At 69.7% G+C, this 18,683-nt stretch carries 16 protein-coding genes; 4 read left to right on the forward strand and 12 right to left on the reverse strand.

Annotation, left to right across the window (positions count from 1 at the left end; genetic code table 11):
* On the reverse strand, nucleotides 1-510 hold a 510-nt coding region (locus tag ABZT18_RS04275), incomplete at its 3' end, for a hypothetical protein (RefSeq protein ID WP_355250407.1).
* A gap of 177 nt (nucleotides 511-687) precedes the next feature.
* Here ABZT18_RS04275 and ABZT18_RS04280 point away from each other — a divergent pair.
* Complete coding sequence (locus ABZT18_RS04280) at nucleotides 688-1,311, forward strand: response regulator transcription factor (protein ID WP_354992347.1); 624 nt, start codon at nucleotides 688-690, stop codon at nucleotides 1,309-1,311.
* 5 nt (nucleotides 1,312-1,316) lie between these two features.
* Here the strand turns inward: ABZT18_RS04280 and ABZT18_RS04285 are convergent, their stop codons facing one another.
* From ABZT18_RS04285 to ABZT18_RS04305, 5 genes are all read right to left on the reverse strand, one after another.
* Nucleotides 1,317-2,657, reverse strand: a complete 1,341-nt coding sequence (locus tag ABZT18_RS04285) for an EsaB/YukD family protein (RefSeq protein WP_354992348.1) — start codon at nucleotides 2,655-2,657, stop codon at nucleotides 1,317-1,319.
* 11 nt (nucleotides 2,658-2,668) lie between these two features.
* Nucleotides 2,669-6,655: a type VII secretion protein EccCb gene (eccCb, locus tag ABZT18_RS04290; RefSeq protein WP_354992349.1), complete on the reverse strand. Its 3,987-nt coding sequence runs from the start codon at nucleotides 6,653-6,655 to the stop codon at nucleotides 2,669-2,671.
* Nucleotides 6,656-6,663: 8 nt separating this feature from the next.
* Complete coding sequence (locus ABZT18_RS04295; RefSeq protein WP_354992350.1) at nucleotides 6,664-9,354, reverse strand: right-handed parallel beta-helix repeat-containing protein; 2,691 nt, start codon at nucleotides 9,352-9,354, stop codon at nucleotides 6,664-6,666.
* Nucleotides 9,344-10,120: a hypothetical protein gene (locus ABZT18_RS04300; RefSeq protein WP_354992351.1), complete on the reverse strand. Its 777-nt coding sequence runs from the start codon at nucleotides 10,118-10,120 to the stop codon at nucleotides 9,344-9,346. Before ABZT18_RS04300 ends, ABZT18_RS04295 begins: the two co-directional genes overlap by 11 nt.
* 368 nt (nucleotides 10,121-10,488) lie before the next feature.
* Complete coding sequence (locus ABZT18_RS04305) at nucleotides 10,489-10,701, reverse strand: hypothetical protein (RefSeq protein WP_354992352.1); 213 nt, start codon at nucleotides 10,699-10,701, stop codon at nucleotides 10,489-10,491.
* 180 nt (nucleotides 10,702-10,881) lie between these two features.
* Here ABZT18_RS04305 and ABZT18_RS04310 point away from each other — a divergent pair, with 180 nt between their 5' ends.
* Nucleotides 10,882-11,097: a hypothetical protein gene (locus ABZT18_RS04310; RefSeq protein WP_354992353.1), complete on the forward strand. Its 216-nt coding sequence runs from the start codon at nucleotides 10,882-10,884 to the stop codon at nucleotides 11,095-11,097.
* On the opposite strand, the gene ABZT18_RS04315 is transcribed toward ABZT18_RS04310, so the two are convergent.
* On the reverse strand, nucleotides 11,087-11,233 hold the full coding sequence (locus ABZT18_RS04315; RefSeq protein ID WP_238643444.1) for a hypothetical protein: 147 nt from the start codon (nucleotides 11,231-11,233) through the stop codon (nucleotides 11,087-11,089). The two genes, ABZT18_RS04310 and ABZT18_RS04315, sit on opposite strands and share 11 nt — an antisense overlap.
* Nucleotides 11,234-11,316: 83 nt before the next feature.
* Here ABZT18_RS04315 and ABZT18_RS04320 point away from each other — a divergent pair, with 83 nt between their 5' ends.
* Nucleotides 11,317-12,171, forward strand: a complete 855-nt coding sequence (locus ABZT18_RS04320; RefSeq protein WP_355250410.1) for a phosphotransferase — start codon at nucleotides 11,317-11,319, stop codon at nucleotides 12,169-12,171.
* A 335-nt stretch (nucleotides 12,172-12,506) separates the two neighbouring features.
* Here the strand turns inward: ABZT18_RS04320 and ABZT18_RS04325 are convergent, their stop codons facing one another.
* The 5 genes from ABZT18_RS04325 to ABZT18_RS04345 form a co-directional block, all read right to left on the reverse strand.
* The gene (locus tag ABZT18_RS04325; RefSeq protein WP_354992355.1) at nucleotides 12,507-13,649 is read right to left on the reverse strand and encodes an ABC transporter ATP-binding protein; all 1,143 of its coding nucleotides are present in this window, start codon (nucleotides 13,647-13,649) and stop codon (nucleotides 12,507-12,509) included.
* On the reverse strand, nucleotides 13,649-15,403 hold the full coding sequence (locus ABZT18_RS04330) for an iron ABC transporter permease (RefSeq protein ID WP_354992356.1): 1,755 nt from the start codon (nucleotides 15,401-15,403) through the stop codon (nucleotides 13,649-13,651). The genes ABZT18_RS04325 and ABZT18_RS04330 overlap by 1 nt, the downstream gene beginning before the upstream one ends.
* Nucleotides 15,400-16,464, reverse strand: a complete 1,065-nt coding sequence (locus ABZT18_RS04335) for an ABC transporter substrate-binding protein (protein WP_354992357.1) — start codon at nucleotides 16,462-16,464, stop codon at nucleotides 15,400-15,402. Before ABZT18_RS04335 ends, ABZT18_RS04330 begins: the two co-directional genes overlap by 4 nt.
* Before the next feature lie 117 nt (nucleotides 16,465-16,581).
* Nucleotides 16,582-17,334, reverse strand: a complete 753-nt coding sequence (locus tag ABZT18_RS04340) for a response regulator transcription factor (protein ID WP_355250413.1) — start codon at nucleotides 17,332-17,334, stop codon at nucleotides 16,582-16,584.
* Complete coding sequence (locus ABZT18_RS04345; protein ID WP_354992359.1) at nucleotides 17,331-18,137, reverse strand: HAMP domain-containing sensor histidine kinase; 807 nt, start codon at nucleotides 18,135-18,137, stop codon at nucleotides 17,331-17,333. The genes ABZT18_RS04340 and ABZT18_RS04345 overlap by 4 nt, the downstream gene beginning before the upstream one ends.
* 147 nt (nucleotides 18,138-18,284) lie before the next feature.
* On the opposite strand from ABZT18_RS04345, the gene ABZT18_RS04350 reads away from it, so the two are divergent.
* Nucleotides 18,285-18,449 (forward strand): hypothetical protein, encoded by a 165-nt coding sequence (locus tag ABZT18_RS04350; protein ID WP_355250442.1) that lies wholly within the window; start codon nucleotides 18,285-18,287, stop codon nucleotides 18,447-18,449.
* Nucleotides 18,450-18,683 lie beyond the last annotated feature (234 nt).

Here is an 18,683-nt window from a genome sequence, read left to right on the forward strand (position 1 = left end):
CCCCGGCACACTGCCATGCGTCGGCCGACCATCAGCCGTGAACCGATCAAACGACGCCCCATCAGACGTGCTCTGCTGGGTCAACGCACCCGACGAGTCTCGCGACACCTTCGTGCCATCGGCATACGACCACGTACTCGACCCATCACCGCCATACGCAATCGACACATCCTGCGCCGGCTGCCCATCCGCCCCCGGCACACTGCCATGCGTCGGCCTGCCATCAGCCGTGAACCGATCAAACGACGCCCCATCAGACGTGCTCTGGTGACTCAAGGCACCCGACGAGTCTCGCGACACCTTCGTGCCATCGGCATACGACCACGTGCTGGAGCCGTCGCCGCCGTAGGTGATGGAGACGTCCTGGTTTCCCGGGAGGATCGCGTGGGTGGGTTTGCCGTCGGCGGTGAAGCCGTCGAAGACGGTTCCATCGGGGAATTGCTGGCGCACGGGGCGGCCGTTGCTGTCGTAATCGACGACGGTGCCGTCGGCGCTGGTCTCGGTGGGCACGTCGATCTCCTCGACTGGCGGCGGGGATGCGCTTCGAGACTAGAAGCGATTACCGAGCAGACGGCAAGACACTTGTTCGGGGACGTCGGAGGATGTTTTGGGAGGAACTTTGCGACGTCCTCGAACCGGCGCGGGCTTTCAACCGTTCTAAGGCGGGACCTGGCCTGGGAGGTAGCAATGTTCGAAGTCGCTGTCGTGGCGGATCAGCCGATCTGGCGAGCCGGCCTGGAAAAGCTGGCCGGCGACGATCCGGATCTGCGGGTGCTTGCGGCGGTGGCTGCGCTGACGCATCTGCCGGCCGGTGCGACGTACGACTTGGTGATTCTGGATGCGGCGGAGCCGGATGCGTCGACGCTGGGGCTGGTCCGCGGGGCCGCGCCGTTCGGGCATCTGCTCGTCAGCGCCGACTGGACGGGCCGCCCGGGGCTGATGGCGGCGGTCCGGGCGGGGGCGCGCGGCTGCGTGAGCCGACTCGCGGAGCAGGAGGCGGTGCGGGAGGCTATGCGGGTGACCGCGCAGGGTGGTTTCTACCTGTGCCCGCGGCTGGCGGACCGGTTCCCGGCCGAATTGCCGGGTTCTCCCCTCGACGAGCAGGGCGGGCTCGCACCGCGCGAGGTCGAGACCTTGCGATGGATTGCGTCCGGCTTCACGCACTCGCAGATCGCCACGCGGATGGGCCTTTCCCAGGCGACGGTCAACACGTACGCGAAGCGGATCCGCGCGAAACTGAACGCCAACAACAAGGCCGAGCTGACCCGCCGCGCGATCGAGCTCGGCCACTTGACGTCCGTGAAGAGCTAGAGGCGCTAGAAGATCGTGCGTCCCACCATCATCAGGTGGCCGAAGACGCCGAAGACGCCCATGGTCAGCGGCGCGATGACGATCGCCGCGAGGACGCCGAGCGCTTCGGCGCGGCTGCGACGGATCGGCGGTTTGGGGCCGGGTCCGTGTGGTTTGGCCGGCGGGATGAACACGCTCATCGCGACTCCGGCCGCGACGACGAGCAGTCCCGCCCCGAGCAGGATGAACGCTGCCGCACCGCCGGAGGTGGCGAACGCGCGCGCTGCCGCGACCAGCAGCCCGAAGACGCCGATGGTTGCCGCCCCGCCGAGCAGGTAGAGCTCGGTGGTGAACGCCGCCCCGCGTGCCCGGGCGGCGACGGCGATGCAGATGAAGACGGCGAGGATCACGGCGAACCGGCGTCCGGAGAGGGCCAGCACGGGCACGGCCACGGCGAGGGTGAGGGCCGGACCGGCCAGCACGACGGGCAGGATCCGGGCCGAAGTGTGCACGAGCTCGGGGATGGGCCGCACGGGCGTCCAGGCCGTGATGAGGGCGGCGAGGCGGCGGCCGAGGGCCAGCATTCCGGTGGCGACCGTGGCGGCGATCGCGGCGGATTCGACACCATCGGCTTCCAGGCCGGCGGTGAGGGCGACGGTCAGACACCCCACGAGCAGAGAGACCTCGGCCGCGACGAAGATCGTTTCGGGCAGCATCGCGATCACCATGAGCATCGCGGTGTTGGCGCCGATGGCGGCGCCGCCCCAGGCCCAGCCGCTGCCGCCGAGGCCGCGGGCGATGAGCAGACCGGCGCCGGCGAGGCAGGGTACGGCGGTGAGCGCGACGGTCAGCACGAGGCCGACCGGCACCGCGGTCTGCCGTTGGCGCAGACCCCAGGCGGTGCCGAGCAGGGCCATGCCGACGACGGTGAGCCCCACTGCCGCGCCGGTGTCGGTGCGGTAACGCAGCGAGAGCAGGACGGCCGCCGCGATCAGCAGGATGAGGCCAAGGGCGAGCACGACGGGCCCGGGGTGGACGGTGTCGCGGCGTAGCTGTTCGGTTTCCTCGGCGACGGCCTCGTCGATGTCTTTGACGTCGGGGACGTCGATCGTGCCCCCCGCGAGGTCGTACAGGTAGAGCACCTCGCCATCGACGACGCCGGCCTGCAGCAGTGCGGTGTCGAGGGCGAACGGCCCGGTGTCGGCGCGGGCCAGTGACCAGACGGGTGGTAGCTGGTCGGAGCCGTCCTGGCCGCAGATCTCGGCGAGGCGTGGGGTGTATTCCCCCACCGGGCTGAGCGACGGCAGGGCGATGTCGACGCTGCGGTAGGTGCCCACCACGGTGACACGGGTGTGTTCGTTCGCCATGCGACGGCCTTTCAGTTGACGGGTTCGAGCGCCGGCACGGGAACGGCGGTCTGGATGAGCTGGTTGGGGTGGCCGCGCCGGACCAGGACGCCGCGGCCGGGCGGGCGCTGGGCGGCGCGTTCGTCGCCGAGGATGACGCCTTCGCGGTGGTCGCCGGAGAGTACGATGCCGCCGCAACCCATGTCGCGGATGCGGCTGGCGAGCTGGTCGGACATTCCGGAGCGGACCATGCCGGCGACCCGGCGGGCGAGGACGAGGTGCAGGCCGACCTCGCGGGCCTGCGGGATGAACGGTACGAGCGGGGCGAGCACCGCCTGCGGGCCGCCGGCGAGCAGGTCGTAGTCGTCGACGACGACGTAGATTTCCGTTCCTTCCCACCAGTCGCGGGCTTTGAGCCGGGCGGGGGTGATGCCGGGCGGCGGGATCCGTTCCTTGAGTTTGTCGACGACGTTCTGGACGTAGACCTGTGCGCTCTCGGCGTCACCGGCGTACGCCCCGAGGTGGTCGGGTCCCACGGCGTCCATGAGCGAGTGGCGGTAGTCGAAGAGGACCACCCGCATGTCGTACGGGGAAATGCGTTCGGTGAGCCCGGTCAGCCACGTACGCAAGAGGGTGCTCTTGCCGGACCCGGCGTCGCCGTAGATGAGGAAGTGCGGTTCGCCGGTGGTGAGGTCGAGCCCGACGGTGCGCAGGTCGTTCTCGGCGACGCCGATCGGCACGGTCTCGGGGGTGGCGGCGGCCAGGGCGGGCAGTTCGGTGACGGTGATGCGCTGTGGCAGCAGCCGGACCGGGGGTGCCGCGGGACCGGTCCAGTGCTCGGCGATCCGGGCGATGATGTCCTCCTGGGCTTCGCGCAGCCCGTCCGCGGAGTCGACGCCGTCGAGGCGGGGCAGCACGAGCTGGAAGAAGATGCCCGGTGCGCTGATGCCGCGGCCCGGTACCCCGGAGGGCACCCGGGCAGCGATGCGGCGGTTGACGTCGGATTCACTGGGGTCGTTGAGGCGCAGCTCCATGCGGGTGCCGATGCTGTCGCGCAGGGCGGGCCGGATGTCGTTCCAGCGTCCGGAGGTGAGCACCAGGTGCACTCCGGCGCCCAGGCCGCGCGCGGCGATCTCGTTGACCGCGGCCTCGGCGCCCTCGAACTCGGTGCGCAGCGCACCCCAGTTGTCGATCATCAGGAAGACGTGCGGGGCGTCGAGGTCTGCAAAGGTCTCGATGCCCTTGGCGCGCATGGTGCGTTCCCGTTCGACGATCAGTGCGCGCATCTCGGCGAAGGTGCGGCTGACCAGTTCGGGTTCGGCGCGACCGGCGACCGTGCCGACGTGCGGTGCCGCCGCGTACGGGTGAAGTGTCCCGCCGCCGAAGTCGATGCAGTAGAACCGCATCTCCTCGGGGGTGTGGGTGAGCATTCCGGCGAGCATGATCGTGCGCAGGAGCGAGCTGCGCCCGGTCCGTGGCGCGCCGACGGCGGCGAGGTGCCCGTGCGCGCCGCCGAAGTCCATGACCAGCGTTTCCTGGTCCTGTCTGATTGGCAGGTCGAGCAGGCCGATCGGCACGGCGAGGCGCCCGGACAGCGGCCAGACGTGCGCGGAGTAGCCGCGTTTCTCCTGGACGGAGGGCCGGCCGATCAGGTGGTCGAGGGCGAGCGCAGCGGGCAGCGGCGGCAGCCACACCTGGTGCGCGGGGCTGGTGACCGAGGTCAGCCGGTCCACCACGATCTTCAGCTCGGTCGGGCCGGGCCGGGCGCTGAGTTCCGGCTCGTCGGTCTCCTGCGCGATCGAGGTGTAGGTGCGCAGGTCGAACGGCAGCAGCGCGCCGTCGCCGCGGCCGGCGCTGAACCGTTCCTCCGCGCTGACGTAGGGGGCGGAGACGTGGGCGACCCGGAACCGCTGGTAGATCGACTCGTCCACTTTCAGGTACGCCGAGCCGGGGATCGGGGGGAGTTTGTATGCGTCGGTGGTGCCGATGACCGTTCGGCTCTCGGCGGCGCTGAAGGTGCGCAGGCAGATCCGGTAGGACAGGTGCGAGTCCAGTCCGCGCAGCTTGCCCTCCTCGAGCCGTTGGGTGGCCATGAGCAGGTGCATGCCGAGGCTGCGGCCGACACGGCCGATCTGGACGAACAGCTCGGCGAACTCGGGGCGCCCGGAGAGCAGCTCGCCGAACTCGTCGACCACGATGAGCAGCGTGGGCAGCGGTTCGAGCGGGGTGCCGTCGGCTGCCTCGGCGCCGGCCGCGCGGCGCATCTGGTATTCGCGGACGGTGTCGAAGTTGCCGGCGTCACGCAGGATCCGCTGACGGCGCTGCTGTTCGCCCATGAGGGCGGCGAGCACCCGGTCGATCATGGCGGCGTCGTCGGCGAGGTTGGTGATCAGCCCGGAGACGTGGGGCAGGCCTTGCAGCGGCGCGAACGCCGCACCGCCCTTGAAGTCGATGAGGACGAAGCTGAGAAGCTCCGGCGAGTGCGTCAGCGCGAGGCCGGTGACCATCGTACGCAGCAGTTCGCTCTTGCCGGATCCGGTGGCGCCGACGATCAGGCCGTGCGGCCCGGAGCCGCCCTGCGCGGATTCCTTGATGTCAAGCACGACGGTCTGGCCGTCGCCGTCCACCCCGATCGGTGCACGCAGCATCCGCGGGTCGCCGGCGGTGACCCATCGGCTGGTGACGTCGCCGCGACCGGGGTCCGTGCCGAGGATCATCTCGCTGAGCGAGCGGGTGCGGGTGAGGACCTGGTCGCGTTCGTCGCTGAGCCGCAGCGGTGCGAGGTTGCGCGCGATGAGCTCGGCCAGCAACGGCGACACGTCGTCGGGGCGGCAGCGCAACGCCGGGGTGACGACCAGTTCGCGGCGTCCTTCGGTGACCACATTCCCGGCGTCGTCGAAGCGGATCCGCAGGTCGACCCGGCTGGGTTCGTCCAGCTCCCGGTCGCCGCAGAAGATCAGAGTGAGGCCGAGCTGGGGCCCTGCCCCGGCGAGCAGGGCGGCCATCAGGTCGGAGCGACCCCATTCGGAGAATGGCGCGAATCCGGTGAAGAGCACTACCAACCGCCGCTGCTTGGTGGCGGGGCGATCGCCACTGAACCCATTGCGCCGGGTGGTCTGGAGTTCGGTGCGCCGGATGAGTTCGGCCTGCAGGAAGGCGGTCAGGACGTCGGGGTCCTCGGCGACCAGCGACACCGATCCGCTGTCACTGCGGGCGTCCGGCTCGAAGGTGTGCGGCAACCACTTGGCCCATTCCCAGTGGTCGGCGCCGCCGGTCTCGACCACCAGGGTGACGTCGTCGGGGGCGTGCAGGACCGCGATCTGGCACAGCAGGGCCCGGGTCAGCAGATCGGTGTGGGCCGGCTCGCCGAGGACGCTGATGACTCCGGCGTTGCCGACGTCGATGGTCATCGGCTGGTTGTCGAGGTAGCCCATCCGGTCGATCAGCCGGTGTGCCGCCTGCATGGAGTCCCAGTCGTAATCGCCCAGCGGGTCCATCTTGGGGTCGAGCTCGATCGGGGTGGCCAGCCGTACCGTGCCGTGCCCGATCCGGACCCGCAGGAAGTCGGCGTCTTCCTGGCGTCGTTCCCACACGCGATGCCGGTTGATGCTGATCGACCAGAGCCGCCGCGGGTCGGGGTCGGCGAGCGTCGCGACAGTCCGCTGGGCCTGGGCGACCTCGCGGGCCTGGTCGCGGGCCAGCGCGAGGTGCCTACGGTAGCGGATGCGCTGCTTGCGGGCGGTGCGGCCGTTGTTGCTGCGCTGCTGCATCCGCATCGCGATGACGGCGCCGGCGGAGGTCAGGAAGAACAGCACACCGATGATGATCAGCGCGGGTTTGCCAAACGTGATCATGTACGCGGCCATGCCGACGCTGCTCAGCAGCGGCAGAACCAGCGTCCACGCGGAGTTCGCCTGGTTGTCCTGGGGCGGTTCGGGCGGGCTGGGCAGGGTCACAGTCTGCTCCGGCAGCTGTGGCAACAGCATTCGGGCGGGCCGGTGGAAGGCCAGGCGGCTCATCAGGCTCCTCAGCCTCGGACGTCGAAGTCGACGTCGGTCAGGTCGGCGGCTTCCAGCGTGCTGAGCTGTTCGTCCGTGGGATTGTCAAGGGTGCTGATGCGCCCGGCGTGCTGCTCGGTCATCGCCTGGAAGACCTTGCGCGCGTACCGGCCGTTGCCGAAGCCTTCGCCGCGGTCGACAGTGGCGAAGAACTCGGCCACTCGGTCCCGGGCGCCGTCGGAGAGCCGGTAGTCGTGGTCCTTGGCCTGTTTAGCGACGATCCGGACCATGTCGACCTCGGAGTAGTCGTCGAAGGTCAGGGTGCGCGAGAACCGGGACGACAGACCCGGGTTGGCAGCGATGAAGTGGCGCATCAGGTCGGGGTAGCCGGCCACGATGACGACGACCTCCTCGCGGTGGTCCTCCATGAGCTTGACCAGCGTGGAGATCGCCTCGCGGCCGAAGTCGCCGCCCTGCCCCTCGGGCACCAGCGCGTACGCCTCGTCGATGAACAGCACCCCGCCGAGCGCGCGCTCGAACGCGGCCTGGGTCTTGGGTGCGGTGTGCCCGACGTACTCGCCGACGAGCATGCCGCGGTCGACCTCGACGAGGTGGCCGCTGCTGAGCATGCCCAACGCGGCGAGCAGTTGACCGTAGAGCCGGGCGACGGTCGTCTTGCCGGTGCCGGGGTTGCCGGCGAACACCAGGTGCCGGGACATCGGCGGGGGTGCCAGGCCGGCCTCGCGGCGCCGTTTCACCAGGTGCATCAGCTTGACCATCGTCCCGACGTCCTGCTTGACGCGGGTTAGCCCGATCAGCTCGTCGAGTTGGTCGAGGAGCGGCTGCAGCTCGACGGCGTCGGACTGGAGGGCGATTCCGGCCGCCGAGGTGGCGACCGTCGCCGGGGCACCGACCGTCGCCGGCACGGCGACCGAGGGCCAGCGCGCCGCGCCGACCCCCGAGCTGTGACATTCGGTGAAGGTCGCCGACGCCCGGTCACCCTGGCTGACGTCCTCGTCGGCTTCGTGTACCGCACACCTGTGGAACGCCGGGTCGGCGTCGTCGCCGATGTAGACGGCGGGATACCCGGTCCGGGAGAACGTCGAGTCGGCGATGCTGCCGTGCGCGCCCGTTCCGAAGTAGATGCCGTTCTTCTTCGTGTCGGTGACCGTCAGTCGCCGCATCGACGGGCGCGCGCCGGTCCAGACGGCTACCCCACTGCCACCGATCTCGGCGACCTCGCAGTCGTCGAGCATCGGCTCGGCGTCGATATCGATGAAGATGCCGGCGGCGCCGCAGCCGCGTACGACGGTCCGCGTGATCGTCGGCGCGGCACCGGCCGCGACCTCCACTCCGGTCTGGGCGATGTCGCGGATGACGCAGTCCTGCAGCAGCGGCCGGTGCGGGGTGTCGATCCGCACGCCGGTGTGACACCCGGCCACGGTCAGCCCCCGCAGCTGGGCGTCGGCGGTGTCGTCGATCTGGATGCCGCCCAGCGCGGCCCGCTCGACCCGGCCGCCGCGCACATGCAGGATCGCCGCACCGGAAGCGCGCACCCCCAGCTCGGAGGTGCCCTCGACGGTGACGCCGAGCAGGGTGACCGCCGCCGTGCCGGTCAGGTGCACCGCGGTGAATCCGCAGGTGGTCACGGCGCTGTCGCGCATCAGCAGCCGGCTGGCGCCGACCGCGAAGACGCCGTTGGCGGCAGCGGTTCTCAGCGCGCCGCCGGTCCAGCGAACCTCGGCGTCGTCGCGCAGGACGAGCCCGGTCTGCACGCTGTCGGTCACTGTGGAATTGCGTACGCCCAGCAGGCTGTGCTGGGCGGCCAGCACCCCGGCGGTGCCGGCCCGGCTGACGGTGCTGTCCACCAGCAGCGTGCCGGAGGTGCCGCCGGCGACGAGCCCGGCCGCGCCGGTGCGGCTGATCTCGCAGTTACGCACGACGACGCCGGCGCCCTCCGGCGGCTCGGCGATCTCGTGGTCGTCGGCGCGGCCGGGCCGCACGGACGCCCACCAGACGCGGTCGCCGGGCAGGTTGCCGAGCACGCGGACGCCGTCGCCGCCGACGTCGTGCACCTGGCTGCCGGACAGGCGCAGCACGCTGGCGTCGCGGACCTCCACGCCGGCGTCGGCGGCTCCGCCGATGTCGCAACCGGTGAGCACGGCCGAGGCGGACCCGGCGAGGCGGACCGCGACCCCCGGGGTGTCGGTGAGCACGGCGTCGGTGAGGGTGAGCACGGCCGACCCGGTCGCGGCCACCGCTGCTCCGGTCACCCGCAGCCGTTCCGCATCGAGCCTGGCCCCGTCGGCCACGCCCACCGCGACGTCCTCCGCGCCGTCCACCGAGCAGCCGGTCAGCCGGGCCGTGGCACGGCCGGTGAGCTGCACCGACCCGGCGTCGACCCGGCAGTCCTCCAGGTTCAGGTGCCCGGAGGTGACTGTGACATCGCCGCGGATCGTCAGGCCGCGCGCGGTGCACGTGCCGGCGCGTACCAGCAGGGCAGGCCCTTCGGCCGCGACCAGCTCGACCAGACCGTCCGCGTTCTCTGCCATGACGGTGACCGTGCCGTCCAGCACGAGGCACTCGCGGTAGGTGCCGGCCGCCACCGCCACGACCGTGCCCGGCTTGGCGGCGCGCACGGCCGCACTGATCGTGCGGTGCCGGCTCCACGCCCGGGTGGAGACCCGTTCGATCTTGGCCGCGGCCACCTCAGGACGCACAGTTCACCCGCGTCTGGGCCAGGACGATCCGCGCCTGCTTGGCTCCGGAGGCGTCCTTCGCGTCGAGCCGCACGGCGATCTGGTTGCGGTTTACCGGGAAGGTGCCGGCGCCCACCCAGGTGCCGGCGGCCTTGTGCTGGTCGATGGTGAAGTTGGCGTACGCCGTGCCGGAGGTGCCGGTGGTGATCGTGTACTTGACGCGGTTGGCGAGTGTGGTTCCGGGCACCGCCGGCACATAGACGCTGACCTGGCAGGAGGTGATGCGCTCGCCGGTGCTGAACGACCATGTCGACGTCTGCGCTCCGGTCTGCTCCGCGGTGGGCAGGGGCAGCGTCGCGGACGTGCCGCGGCAGCCGTCCTCCTTCCAGCCGCCGGCGCCGATCGTCCGCCACTCCCCCGTGCGGCCCTGGGCGTCGAAACCGCGGTCGGCACGCGCCTCGCAGTCCCAGCCGGCGACCGCGGTGAAGCCCGTGACCGGCGGCGGGGCGGAGCTGGCCGGCGCCTTGCCCTTGAAGGCCGCCTTCTGGGCGGGGCTGATCGGTTTGAGCAGGTTCCAGAACACTCCGACGACGACGGCGCCCACCGCTACCAGCGCGGTCACGGTGATCAGCGTCGGCAGCCGGACGGTCATCCGCTCACTCGCCGGGCGCGCGGCCGCGTGCTCGACGAAGGCCCGGACGAACTGGCTGCGCTGGCTGAGCTCCTCGGACGCACGGTGCTCGACGTCCGGCCCGGTCGGATATTCGGTTCTCGTTGCCCCAGTCATGCTGCTCCGCGCTCGGCTCGCCGTTGTGTAGCTGCCCCGGATCATCCGCGCGCTGTGGGGACGCGGCCAAGCCCCGCGAACAGGGGACAGTTGCCCGGTCCACCCCGGCGTGGCAGGGCCAAGCGCCATAGAGTTTGGCGCTTACAACATCGGCAATCGGAGCCCCGACCCGTTGACCAGCCGGCTGCCGGGCGAGCGCGAGGGTGTGGGGGCATGAACGGAGCTGGTGGCGGATTCCCTGCCACGCGACGACAATGCCGCCGCGCTTGTGACGCGACGAGAGGACACAAAGCCGGCCGGCTTCGAGGCAGAAGGCGGTCGCTCGCGCGACCAGCTTGGACGCTGAACAGTCCCTGGCCGTTCGGGCCTCAGCGAGTGCTGCCTGTCGTGGACGGGCTGGCCCCACCCGAGCGCTTGAGCATGAACGCCCCGCCGGCAATGAAGACGACGCAGAGGATGATCCCGACGAGATTGCCCTCAGCCAGACTGGAGAAGATCCCCAGAAGGCCAATGATGACTGCCACTCCGCCGAGAAATCGCATGAGGTAGCCACCGACAGACTTGACCCGTTCATTCGCCATGGTCTTTCTGTTCCCAACGTGCCGGTCCGACAAACGGGCGTAACGCAGCGACCGTCCTGTCGTGTCGCTCGCCGTGGTGACCGCCGCACGACCGCAGCCGGGTAGTTTCACGGTTGAGTGGAGGCGGGCGCGCCACGGCCGGAGCAGGGGGGCAGGTCGTCGACGAGGGTGCAGACCTTCATGGACGTACGCACCCGCTCCGGTGACTCGTGCAGTGCCGGGGCGGACAGGATCAACGTTCGGCAGGCGTACGCGTCCGTCGCGGAGCTGCACATCGGGCTGCTCGGCAGCCGCGAGCAGATGAATCCAGCCGACCTCGCCTTCATCGGGCGGCATCTGGCGACTCGGGCGGGCAACGCCCGCGCACGGGTGGCCCACCCGGACATCAGTTGGTGATCACCGGCCAGGCGTAGGCGAGCAGGGCGCAGGCCGCACCGAGAAGCGCGAGCGAGACGCCCCGGGTGGGCAGCGGCAGGGCGGCGAGCACGATGAGAATGACGGCGACGACGTAGAGAAATGCCTGGATTGACATGGAACTCTCCTCGATCAGGGGACTTGATGGCGGCTGACTGTATCCCCCAAAGAGTCACCGCGCTCAGTCGTATAATTCCGGCCGTGACCGCTGCGCTCGGGGACCTCTCCCCGCAGCAGCGGGCGTTGGTGGACCAGTGGTTGCCGAACGCGACCGTCGAGAGGGACCACAGTTGGGGCTTGACGACGACCACCGTCGTCGAGATGACCCGCTCCGGATCACGATTCATCGTCAAGGCCGGCGGCGCGGACGACCACCACATCCAGCGGGAACTCCATGCCCACCTCAACTGGTTGCGCCCTTGGACCAGCAGGGGATGCGCTCCGACTCTGGCGCACGGCAACGCGGACGCGAAGATCCTGGTGACCCGGTACCTGCCTGGTGAACCGGTGTTCGGCAGCACGTACGCCGACGACCCGGCCGTCTATCGGCAGGCGGGCGAGTTGCTGGCCCTGTTGCACGCGCAGAGTGTCGTCGTGGACGACGACTACGAGGGGCGCGAGAACGAGAAGTCACTGGCGTGGCTCCGCCAACCACACCGGATCGCCTCGGCCACCGCGGAGCGGCTACGAACCGAGATCGCGACCTGGTCGACGCCGCCCGCGGCCCTGGTACCCACCCATGGGGACTGGCAGCCCCGAAACTGGCTCGTCCACCACGACGTCGTCGGCATCATCGACTTCGGGCGTGCGGCCATGCGTCCCGCATCCACGGATTTCGCCCGGCTGGCCGTCCAGGACTTCAGCCGCAACCCGAACCTCGAAACGGCGTTCTTAGACGGGTACGGGGCCGATCCCCGTGAGGCGGGCGCGTGGCGCCGCGACCGGGTCCGCGCGGCGATAGGCACGGCCGTCTGGGCCCACCGAGTGGGCGACGAACCATTCGAAGCCCAGGGCCATCGAATGATCGCGGAAGCGCTCTCGTCCTCCCGAGCATGACGGCCTGCTTCGGGCGTATGCCGATGTTGTCCAGCCAGGCCGGCTCCGCTTGGACAACGAGTCCACCAGGCGCCGAAAGTCGGGATGGCATCAACTGGAAGGGGCACGGCGCGGGTGGCGCCGTTGCCGCACCGCTCTTGCGCCGGTGCGCCCCGTCACCAGTGTCGACTCTGCCTGGACGGCTGTACCGCCCGGCCCACCTCATCGGCCCGGGGTCTGCTCCGTGTGCTGCTGGCTTGTGCCAATCACTCCCCCGCCGCGAACCTTGATCCATCAATTGACTCGTAGTGACGGCCCGCCGACAATGCGTGGATGGCCGGCGGGCCGCCACAGGCTCATTCCCGGTTGAGCAGGTACGCCCGGTCCGCAGCGATGGCCACGTCCACGTGGGTGCCCTCGGCCAGTGCCTCCCGGGAGTCCTTGCCCGACTCGGTCACCGTGACGGTGCCGCCGGTCGTCTCCACCTCGTAGTCGATGCTCGGTCCGTGGAACGTCGACCGCAGCACCACGCCCATGCCGGTCCCACCGTCGGTGACCGGGGACAACGTCACCGTCTCGGGACGGACCATGAGGTACGCGTCCACCGATCCGGCCGTCACCGTCGAGTGGGCGGGCACGCTCAGCCGCCGGCCGAGCACCGTCACCGTCGCCTCACCGTCGGCGATGCTCTCCGGCACCGTCTCGATGAAGTTGGCTCGACCGATGAAGTCCGCCACGAAGACACTGGCCGGGCGGGCGTAGATCTCGCCGGGCGTCGCCACCTGCTCGACCTTGCCCTTGTTCATCACCACGATCCGGTCGGACATGCTCATCGCTTCGTCCTGGTCGTGGGTGACGTAGATGCTGGTGATCCCGAACATCTTCTGGATGCGGCGGATCTCGGCCCGCATGGCGTCGCGCAGCTTCGCGTCCAGGTTCGACAGCGGCTCGTCGAACAACAGCACCTTCGGCTGGACCACCAGTGCCCGGGCCAACGCGACCCGCTGCTGCTGGCCGCCGGAGAGCTCGTGCGGGCTGCGGTTCTCCAGGCCGACGAGGTTCATGCTGGTCACCGCCATCCGCATTCCCTCGGCGATGTCGGCCTTGCTACGCCGCTGTAGCCGCAGGCCGTACGAGATGTTCTCCGCGACGGTCATGTGGGGGAACAGGGCGTAGCTCTGGAACACCATCGCCATCGGTCGACGCTGCGGCGGCATGTCGTCGATGGCCTTGCCGTCGAGCAGGATGCTCCCGCTCGTGGCGTCCTCGAAACCGGCCACCATGCGCAGCGTGGTGGTCTTGCCGCAGCCCGACGGGCCCAGCAGGGTGATGAACTCCCCCGGCAGGACGTCGAGCGAGACGCTGTCGACTGCGGTGACGTCCCCCGTACGGCTCCGGAAACGCTTGGTCAGACCCTCGAGTTGCAGGCGTCCGGTGCTGGCCTCACCACGTCCGGCGAGTGCGAGCGCAGCGGCCTCGGCGGGCGCGGCGACGGTCATCATTTGGACCTTTCAGACTTGGCGGTGCGGTGCAGTGCGACGCCCCCACCGACGAGCAGTCGGATGATCGCGAAGGCGACCAGGACGAGCGCGGTCAGCACCGTGCAGTAGGCGAATGCCACCCCGTACCGGCCGGTGCTCGCGGCGCTGAGCACCTGCGAGGTGATGATCTTCGTTTCGGGGGTGACCAGCAGCACGATGGTCGACACGGAGGTCATGCTGCGGGCGAAGCTGTAACTGAGCCCGGTGAGCAGGGCCGGCTTGATCAACGGCAGGGTCACCCAACGGAACGTCTGCAGCGAGTTGGCACCGAGGTCGGTCGACGCCTGCTCGATCTGCGGATGCAACTGTGTCAGCGCACCGACCGCCGTCCGCTGCCCCGCCGGCACGCTACGGATCACGTACGCCACGACGATGGCCGCCGCGCCAGCGGCGACGGCGCTGCCGCCCACCAGGCTGGGGAACACCAGGTAGTCGCCGATGTACCGCTCCGGCCGGTAGGCGAGGACGAAGCCGATGCCCAGCACGGTGCCCGGCACGGCGACACCCAACGTGCCGCCGAGGTCAAGCAGCCAGGCGGTACGGCGCAGGTGGCGAACCACCAGCCAGGCGATGACCAGTCCGAGGATGGCGGCGATCGGAGTGGCGATGACCGCGAAGGTCAACGTGTCGAGGACGGCCTCCACTCCCACCCCGACAAGTACCTCCTTGAGGTACTCGAGAGTGAACGTGTTGTCCACGCCGAACACCTTGGTCACCGAGCCGAGGATGACCGTGCTGTAGATGCTCACGATGATCGCGGCGGCGAACAGCGCCAGGGCGTACACCGGCCACCGGCTCCAGCCGGTGACCAGATGCACGGAACCGGACGGTCGACCGGTGATGGTGGTGCGCACCTTGCGGTTGAGCCACCACCGCTGGCCGAAGTACATGGCCAGGGACGGCACCAGCAGGATCACGCAGTAGACGGCGGCGCTGGTGGTGTCGTACTCACCGGTGACCGCCAGGTAGGCGCGGCTGGCCAGCACCGTGTAGTCACCACCGAGCACCAGCGGATTGGCAAGGTCGGCGATGGCCTCCACGAACAGCAGCAGGAACGGGGCGACGAGCCCCGGAGCCAGCAGCGGCAGGATCACCCGGCGCATGATCTGCCAGCGGCTGGCGCCCATGTTCATCGCCGCCTCCTCCAGCGCCGGATCCAGGCCCCGCATCATGCCGAGCAGGCCCAGGTACGCCACCGGGAACAGCGACAGCGACAACACGATCACCAGGCCGTCGAGGCCGTAGATGTCGTACTCCAGCCCGAACACGCCGTTGCTGATCACACCGCGCCGGCCGTACAGCACCACCGTGGCGGTAGCCACCGCGAACGGTGGGCTGACGATCGGCATCAGGGCGATGACGTGCAGGATCTTCTTACCTGGCACGTCCAGTCGGGCCTGGACGAACGCGAACAGGAACCCCAGGGCGGTACCGAAGAACCCGACCAGCGCCCCGAGCACCAACGTGTTACGCAGGATGCCCAGGTCGACGGAGGAGGTGAAGAACTCGACGTACCGGGGCAGCGCGTCCGGCGCGAAGGCCGTGGCCAGCACCGCCACGAGCGGGACCGCCGCACCGAGCACCACCACCGCCGCGCAGACCCCGACCAGGACCCGCAGCCCTGCGCCGAGCCGACGGCGCCGCCGTCGGGGCGCGATCACCTCGGGTGGGGTGGGTGTGACCACCCCGGGATCAGCCGACAAGAGGGTCATGACTTCGGCGCCTGCGCAACCTCGGTGTCGAACCGCTTGTTGAGCGCCGACTTCGCCTTACCGGCCGCCACCGCGTCGTACTCCACCATCTTGATGCCGGCGAGCGGGACGACCTTCTCCGAGACCTTCGCGTTCGGGTTCGTCGGGAACTGGTACGCCTTGACGCTCGGGCCGACCTCCTGGGCCTCGGTGGTGAGGGCCCAGTCGACGAACTTGCGGGCGCTGGTCGGGTTCTTGGCGTTCGTCACCAGGGCGACACCGCCGGTCTCGTACCCGGTGCCCTCCGTCGGGAAGCTCACCTTCAGGTCGGGGAAGCCCGCCTCCATGGTGGCCACGCAGTCGTGCGCGAAGATGATCCCGACCGCGACCTCACCGCGGGCCGTCATCTGACCGGGGGCCGAACCCGACTTGGTGTACTGCAGCACGTTCGGGTGCAGCTTGCGCATGTAGTCCAACGCCTTGGTCTCGTCGCCGCCGGCCAACTGCACCTGCGTCCAGAGCGCCGTGTACGCGGTGCCCGACGTCGACGGGTGCGCGATGCCGATGTCCTTCGCGAGTTTCCGGTCGAGCAGGTCCGTCCACGAGTCGGGAACCTCCAGGCCCCGCTCCGCCAGCAGCTTGTTGTTGCTGCAGAAGCCCAGGGCGCCGACGTAAACGCCGGTCCAGGTGCCCTGCGGGTCCTTGTACTTGTCCGGGATGACACTGGCGTTCGGCGAGACGTAGGGCTCCAGGAGCCCCTCGTCGCCGGCGGAGGCATATCCGTCGGCGGGCCCGCCGTACCAGACGTCGAACTCGGCGTTGCCCTTACCGGCCTTGATGCGCGCCAGCGCCTCGCCGCTGGAGAGCCGCACGAAGTCGGCCTTCACGCCGGTCGACTCGGTGAATTTCTTCGTGGTCGCCGCACACCATTCCTCGGTGGCCCCGCAGACCACATGCGCCACGCCGGAGTCCTTGCTGGCCTCGCCACCACCCTCGCGGGCGCAGCCGGCCGCGCCCAGCAGCACCGATGCCGCCAGCGCAGCCGCCAGCAGTGTGCGGTTTCCTCGTGTTTTATTCGTCATCACGACGTGTCTCCCTTACTGAAGCCGCCAGAATTGATGTGTGCGATGTGACGGCCACGTTAAGGGCGCGTGAACGACGCTCTGGTGACAGCGATGTGAGTGCTGGTGACGCCGCCGTCACCAAGTCGGCGCGGAGGACGCATTTTCCCCGGTGGGAGGTTCCGCAGCCATCTCGGGCATCAGGTAGCCGACCCCGCGCAGCGTGCACACGTACGCTGATCCGCCTGGTATGCCGGCGAGCCGCGACCGCAACCGATACACCGCGGACTTCACGACGTCGCGCCCCCCGATCAGGTCCGTGGTGCCCCAGACCTCCCGCAGCAGGTCCTGCCACGACTGCGGCACGCCCCGTCGAACCGCGAGGTGGTGCAGCAGCTTGAACTCCGTGAACGGCAGGTCGAGCCGATGCTGCGCCAACGTCGCGGTCTGGGCAGCCGGTTCGATGACCAGTGCCCCGACCCGGATGGCGGCGCCCGTGCCACGGCGGCGGCGCACCAACGCCTGCGCACGCAGCGCCACCTCCCGCGGGTGGAACGGTTTGGTGACGTAGTCGTCGGCACCGTGCTCCAGCCCAGTGATGACATCGTCACGCTGGGACATCGCAGTGAGGAACATGATGGGGGCCTCCGAGCGCGCCCGAATCCGCTGACACAGGGTCAGCCCGTCCATCGTCGGCATCATCACGTCCAACACCACGAGGTCCACCGCGTGCGTCCGCAGCAGGTGCAGGGCGGTAGCGCCGTCGTGGGCGGTGAGGACGGTGAAGCCTTGGGTCTGCAGAGCGAACTCCACAATGATCGTCATCTGCGGCTCGTCGTCGACCACCAGCGCGGTAGGCCCACCCCCGAACTGCTCGCCGGTGCCCGTCACGACCGGTCCGGCAGGGTCAGGAGGATGGTGGTCCCCCGGGTCGACGCCGTGTGCACCATGATTTCGCCTCCGTGCAGTTCCACGATGGTCTTCGTGATCACCAGGCCGAGCCCGGTGCCGTCGGCCAACGGCCGACCCGTGGCGAAGCGGTGGAACAGGCGTTGCCGCTCCGCCTGACTCATGCCCGCGCCGTCGTCGGTCACGTACACCGCCACGCCATTGTCGATCAGCATGACCCGCACGTCGAGATTCCCGCCGGTCGTGGTGAACCGGCTCGCGTTCGACAGCAGGTTGGTCAGCGCCTGGGTCAGCAGCATCGGGTCCGCCCGGATGCGCGGCATCACCTGTGGCATGTCGAGGCTGATGCGTTGCTGCCGCTGCACACACAACGGTCGCATTGCGGTCACCACCTCGCGCACCACCACCGACACGTCCACCCTCTCCAGGTGTGGCGTGAACAACCCGGCTTCAATCTTGGCCTGGATCAGTAGGCTCTCGCACAGCCCGATGACCTGCGTGCACTGCTGATCCAGGACCTGTAGGAAGCGGGCCTGCGCAGCGGTGAGCGGTCCGGGGGTGCCCTCCCGCAACAGATCGACCGCCCCCTTGATCATGCTCAACGGGGTCCGCAGCTCATGGCTCAGCGCGGTCACCTGCTCCGCCCGCCGCTCCACCAACTGTTCGAGCTGCGCCAGCTCCTTGCTCCTCGCGGCGGCCGTCCGGCGCACGCTCAGCGCCATGATCGAGGCGCCGACGACGCCGCCGACCACGAAGGCCACCGCCGTCACCCAAGCGGTGCCCATGCTCGGCCCTCCTCAGATACCCCTGCACGGCGTTACGCCGAACCCGGTCGCGGTCCGGCAGGGAGGTGGCGGATGTGGGGACAGTGTGACAGCCGAGTGACCTGTGGATCTAGATTAGCTTGCCCCGGGCAACGGCCCGGCGGGCCCGTGCCCCATGCACAGTCCGCGCTGGTCGGGGCGATCGAGGAGGTGACCGGCTCGTGCCACCAGCCCTTGAACGAGGTCTACGCCGCGGTGTTCATAGAGGCCATCGTGGTCAAGGTGCGGGACGGGCAGGTGCGTGCCCACTGCCGCCATGCTGGCCCGACATGACCCGAGATCGATGGGGTTCCAGGCAGGCGTCCAAGCTGCCTTCCGCGAGCAACGCAACCTCGGGGTACCACTCGACGTACGGGACGAGACCGACCGGGCGCAGCAGCAACCGTGAAGACGCCAGAGGGAGTTGCGCCCTTAGCTGGTCGTGCACCTGCACCAGGTGTGGTCGCGGGGCGGGGTGGGGGGTACCGCGAGCGGCGTTGACGGTCTCCCGGACGGCGGGGACGACTG

It is taken from the genome of Micromonospora sp. NPDC005291, assembly GCF_040607415.1.
Taxonomy (GTDB): domain Bacteria; phylum Actinomycetota; class Actinomycetes; order Mycobacteriales; family Micromonosporaceae; genus Micromonospora.

What these genes read in the sequence shown, in the direction of transcription:
- ABZT18_RS04315 (WP_238643444.1), bottom strand. Translation starts at nt 11,233, where the DNA reads ATGTCAATCCAGGCATTTCTCTACGTCGTCGCCGTCATTCTCATCGTG.
- ABZT18_RS04280 (WP_354992347.1), top strand. Translation starts at nt 688, where the DNA reads ATGTTCGAAGTCGCTGTCGTGGCGGATCAGCCGATCTGGCGAGCCGGC.
- ABZT18_RS04285 (WP_354992348.1), bottom strand. Translation starts at nt 2,657, where the DNA reads ATGGCGAACGAACACACCCGTGTCACCGTGGTGGGCACCTACCGCAGC.
- ABZT18_RS04345 (WP_354992359.1), bottom strand. Translation starts at nt 18,137, where the DNA reads ATGGGCACCGCTTGGGTGACGGCGGTGGCCTTCGTGGTCGGCGGCGTC.
- ABZT18_RS04335 (WP_354992357.1), bottom strand. Translation starts at nt 16,464, where the DNA reads ATGACGAATAAAACACGAGGAAACCGCACACTGCTGGCGGCTGCGCTG.
- ABZT18_RS04310 (WP_354992353.1), top strand. Translation starts at nt 10,882, where the DNA reads ATGGACGTACGCACCCGCTCCGGTGACTCGTGCAGTGCCGGGGCGGAC.
- ABZT18_RS04305 (WP_354992352.1), bottom strand. Translation starts at nt 10,701, where the DNA reads ATGGCGAATGAACGGGTCAAGTCTGTCGGTGGCTACCTCATGCGATTT.
- ABZT18_RS04325 (WP_354992355.1), bottom strand. Translation starts at nt 13,649, where the DNA reads ATGACCGTCGCCGCGCCCGCCGAGGCCGCTGCGCTCGCACTCGCCGGA.
- ABZT18_RS04330 (WP_354992356.1), bottom strand. Translation starts at nt 15,403, where the DNA reads ATGACCCTCTTGTCGGCTGATCCCGGGGTGGTCACACCCACCCCACCC.
- eccCb (WP_354992349.1), bottom strand. Translation starts at nt 6,655, where the DNA reads ATGAGCCGCCTGGCCTTCCACCGGCCCGCCCGAATGCTGTTGCCACAG.
- ABZT18_RS04300 (WP_354992351.1), bottom strand. Translation starts at nt 10,120, where the DNA reads ATGACTGGGGCAACGAGAACCGAATATCCGACCGGGCCGGACGTCGAG.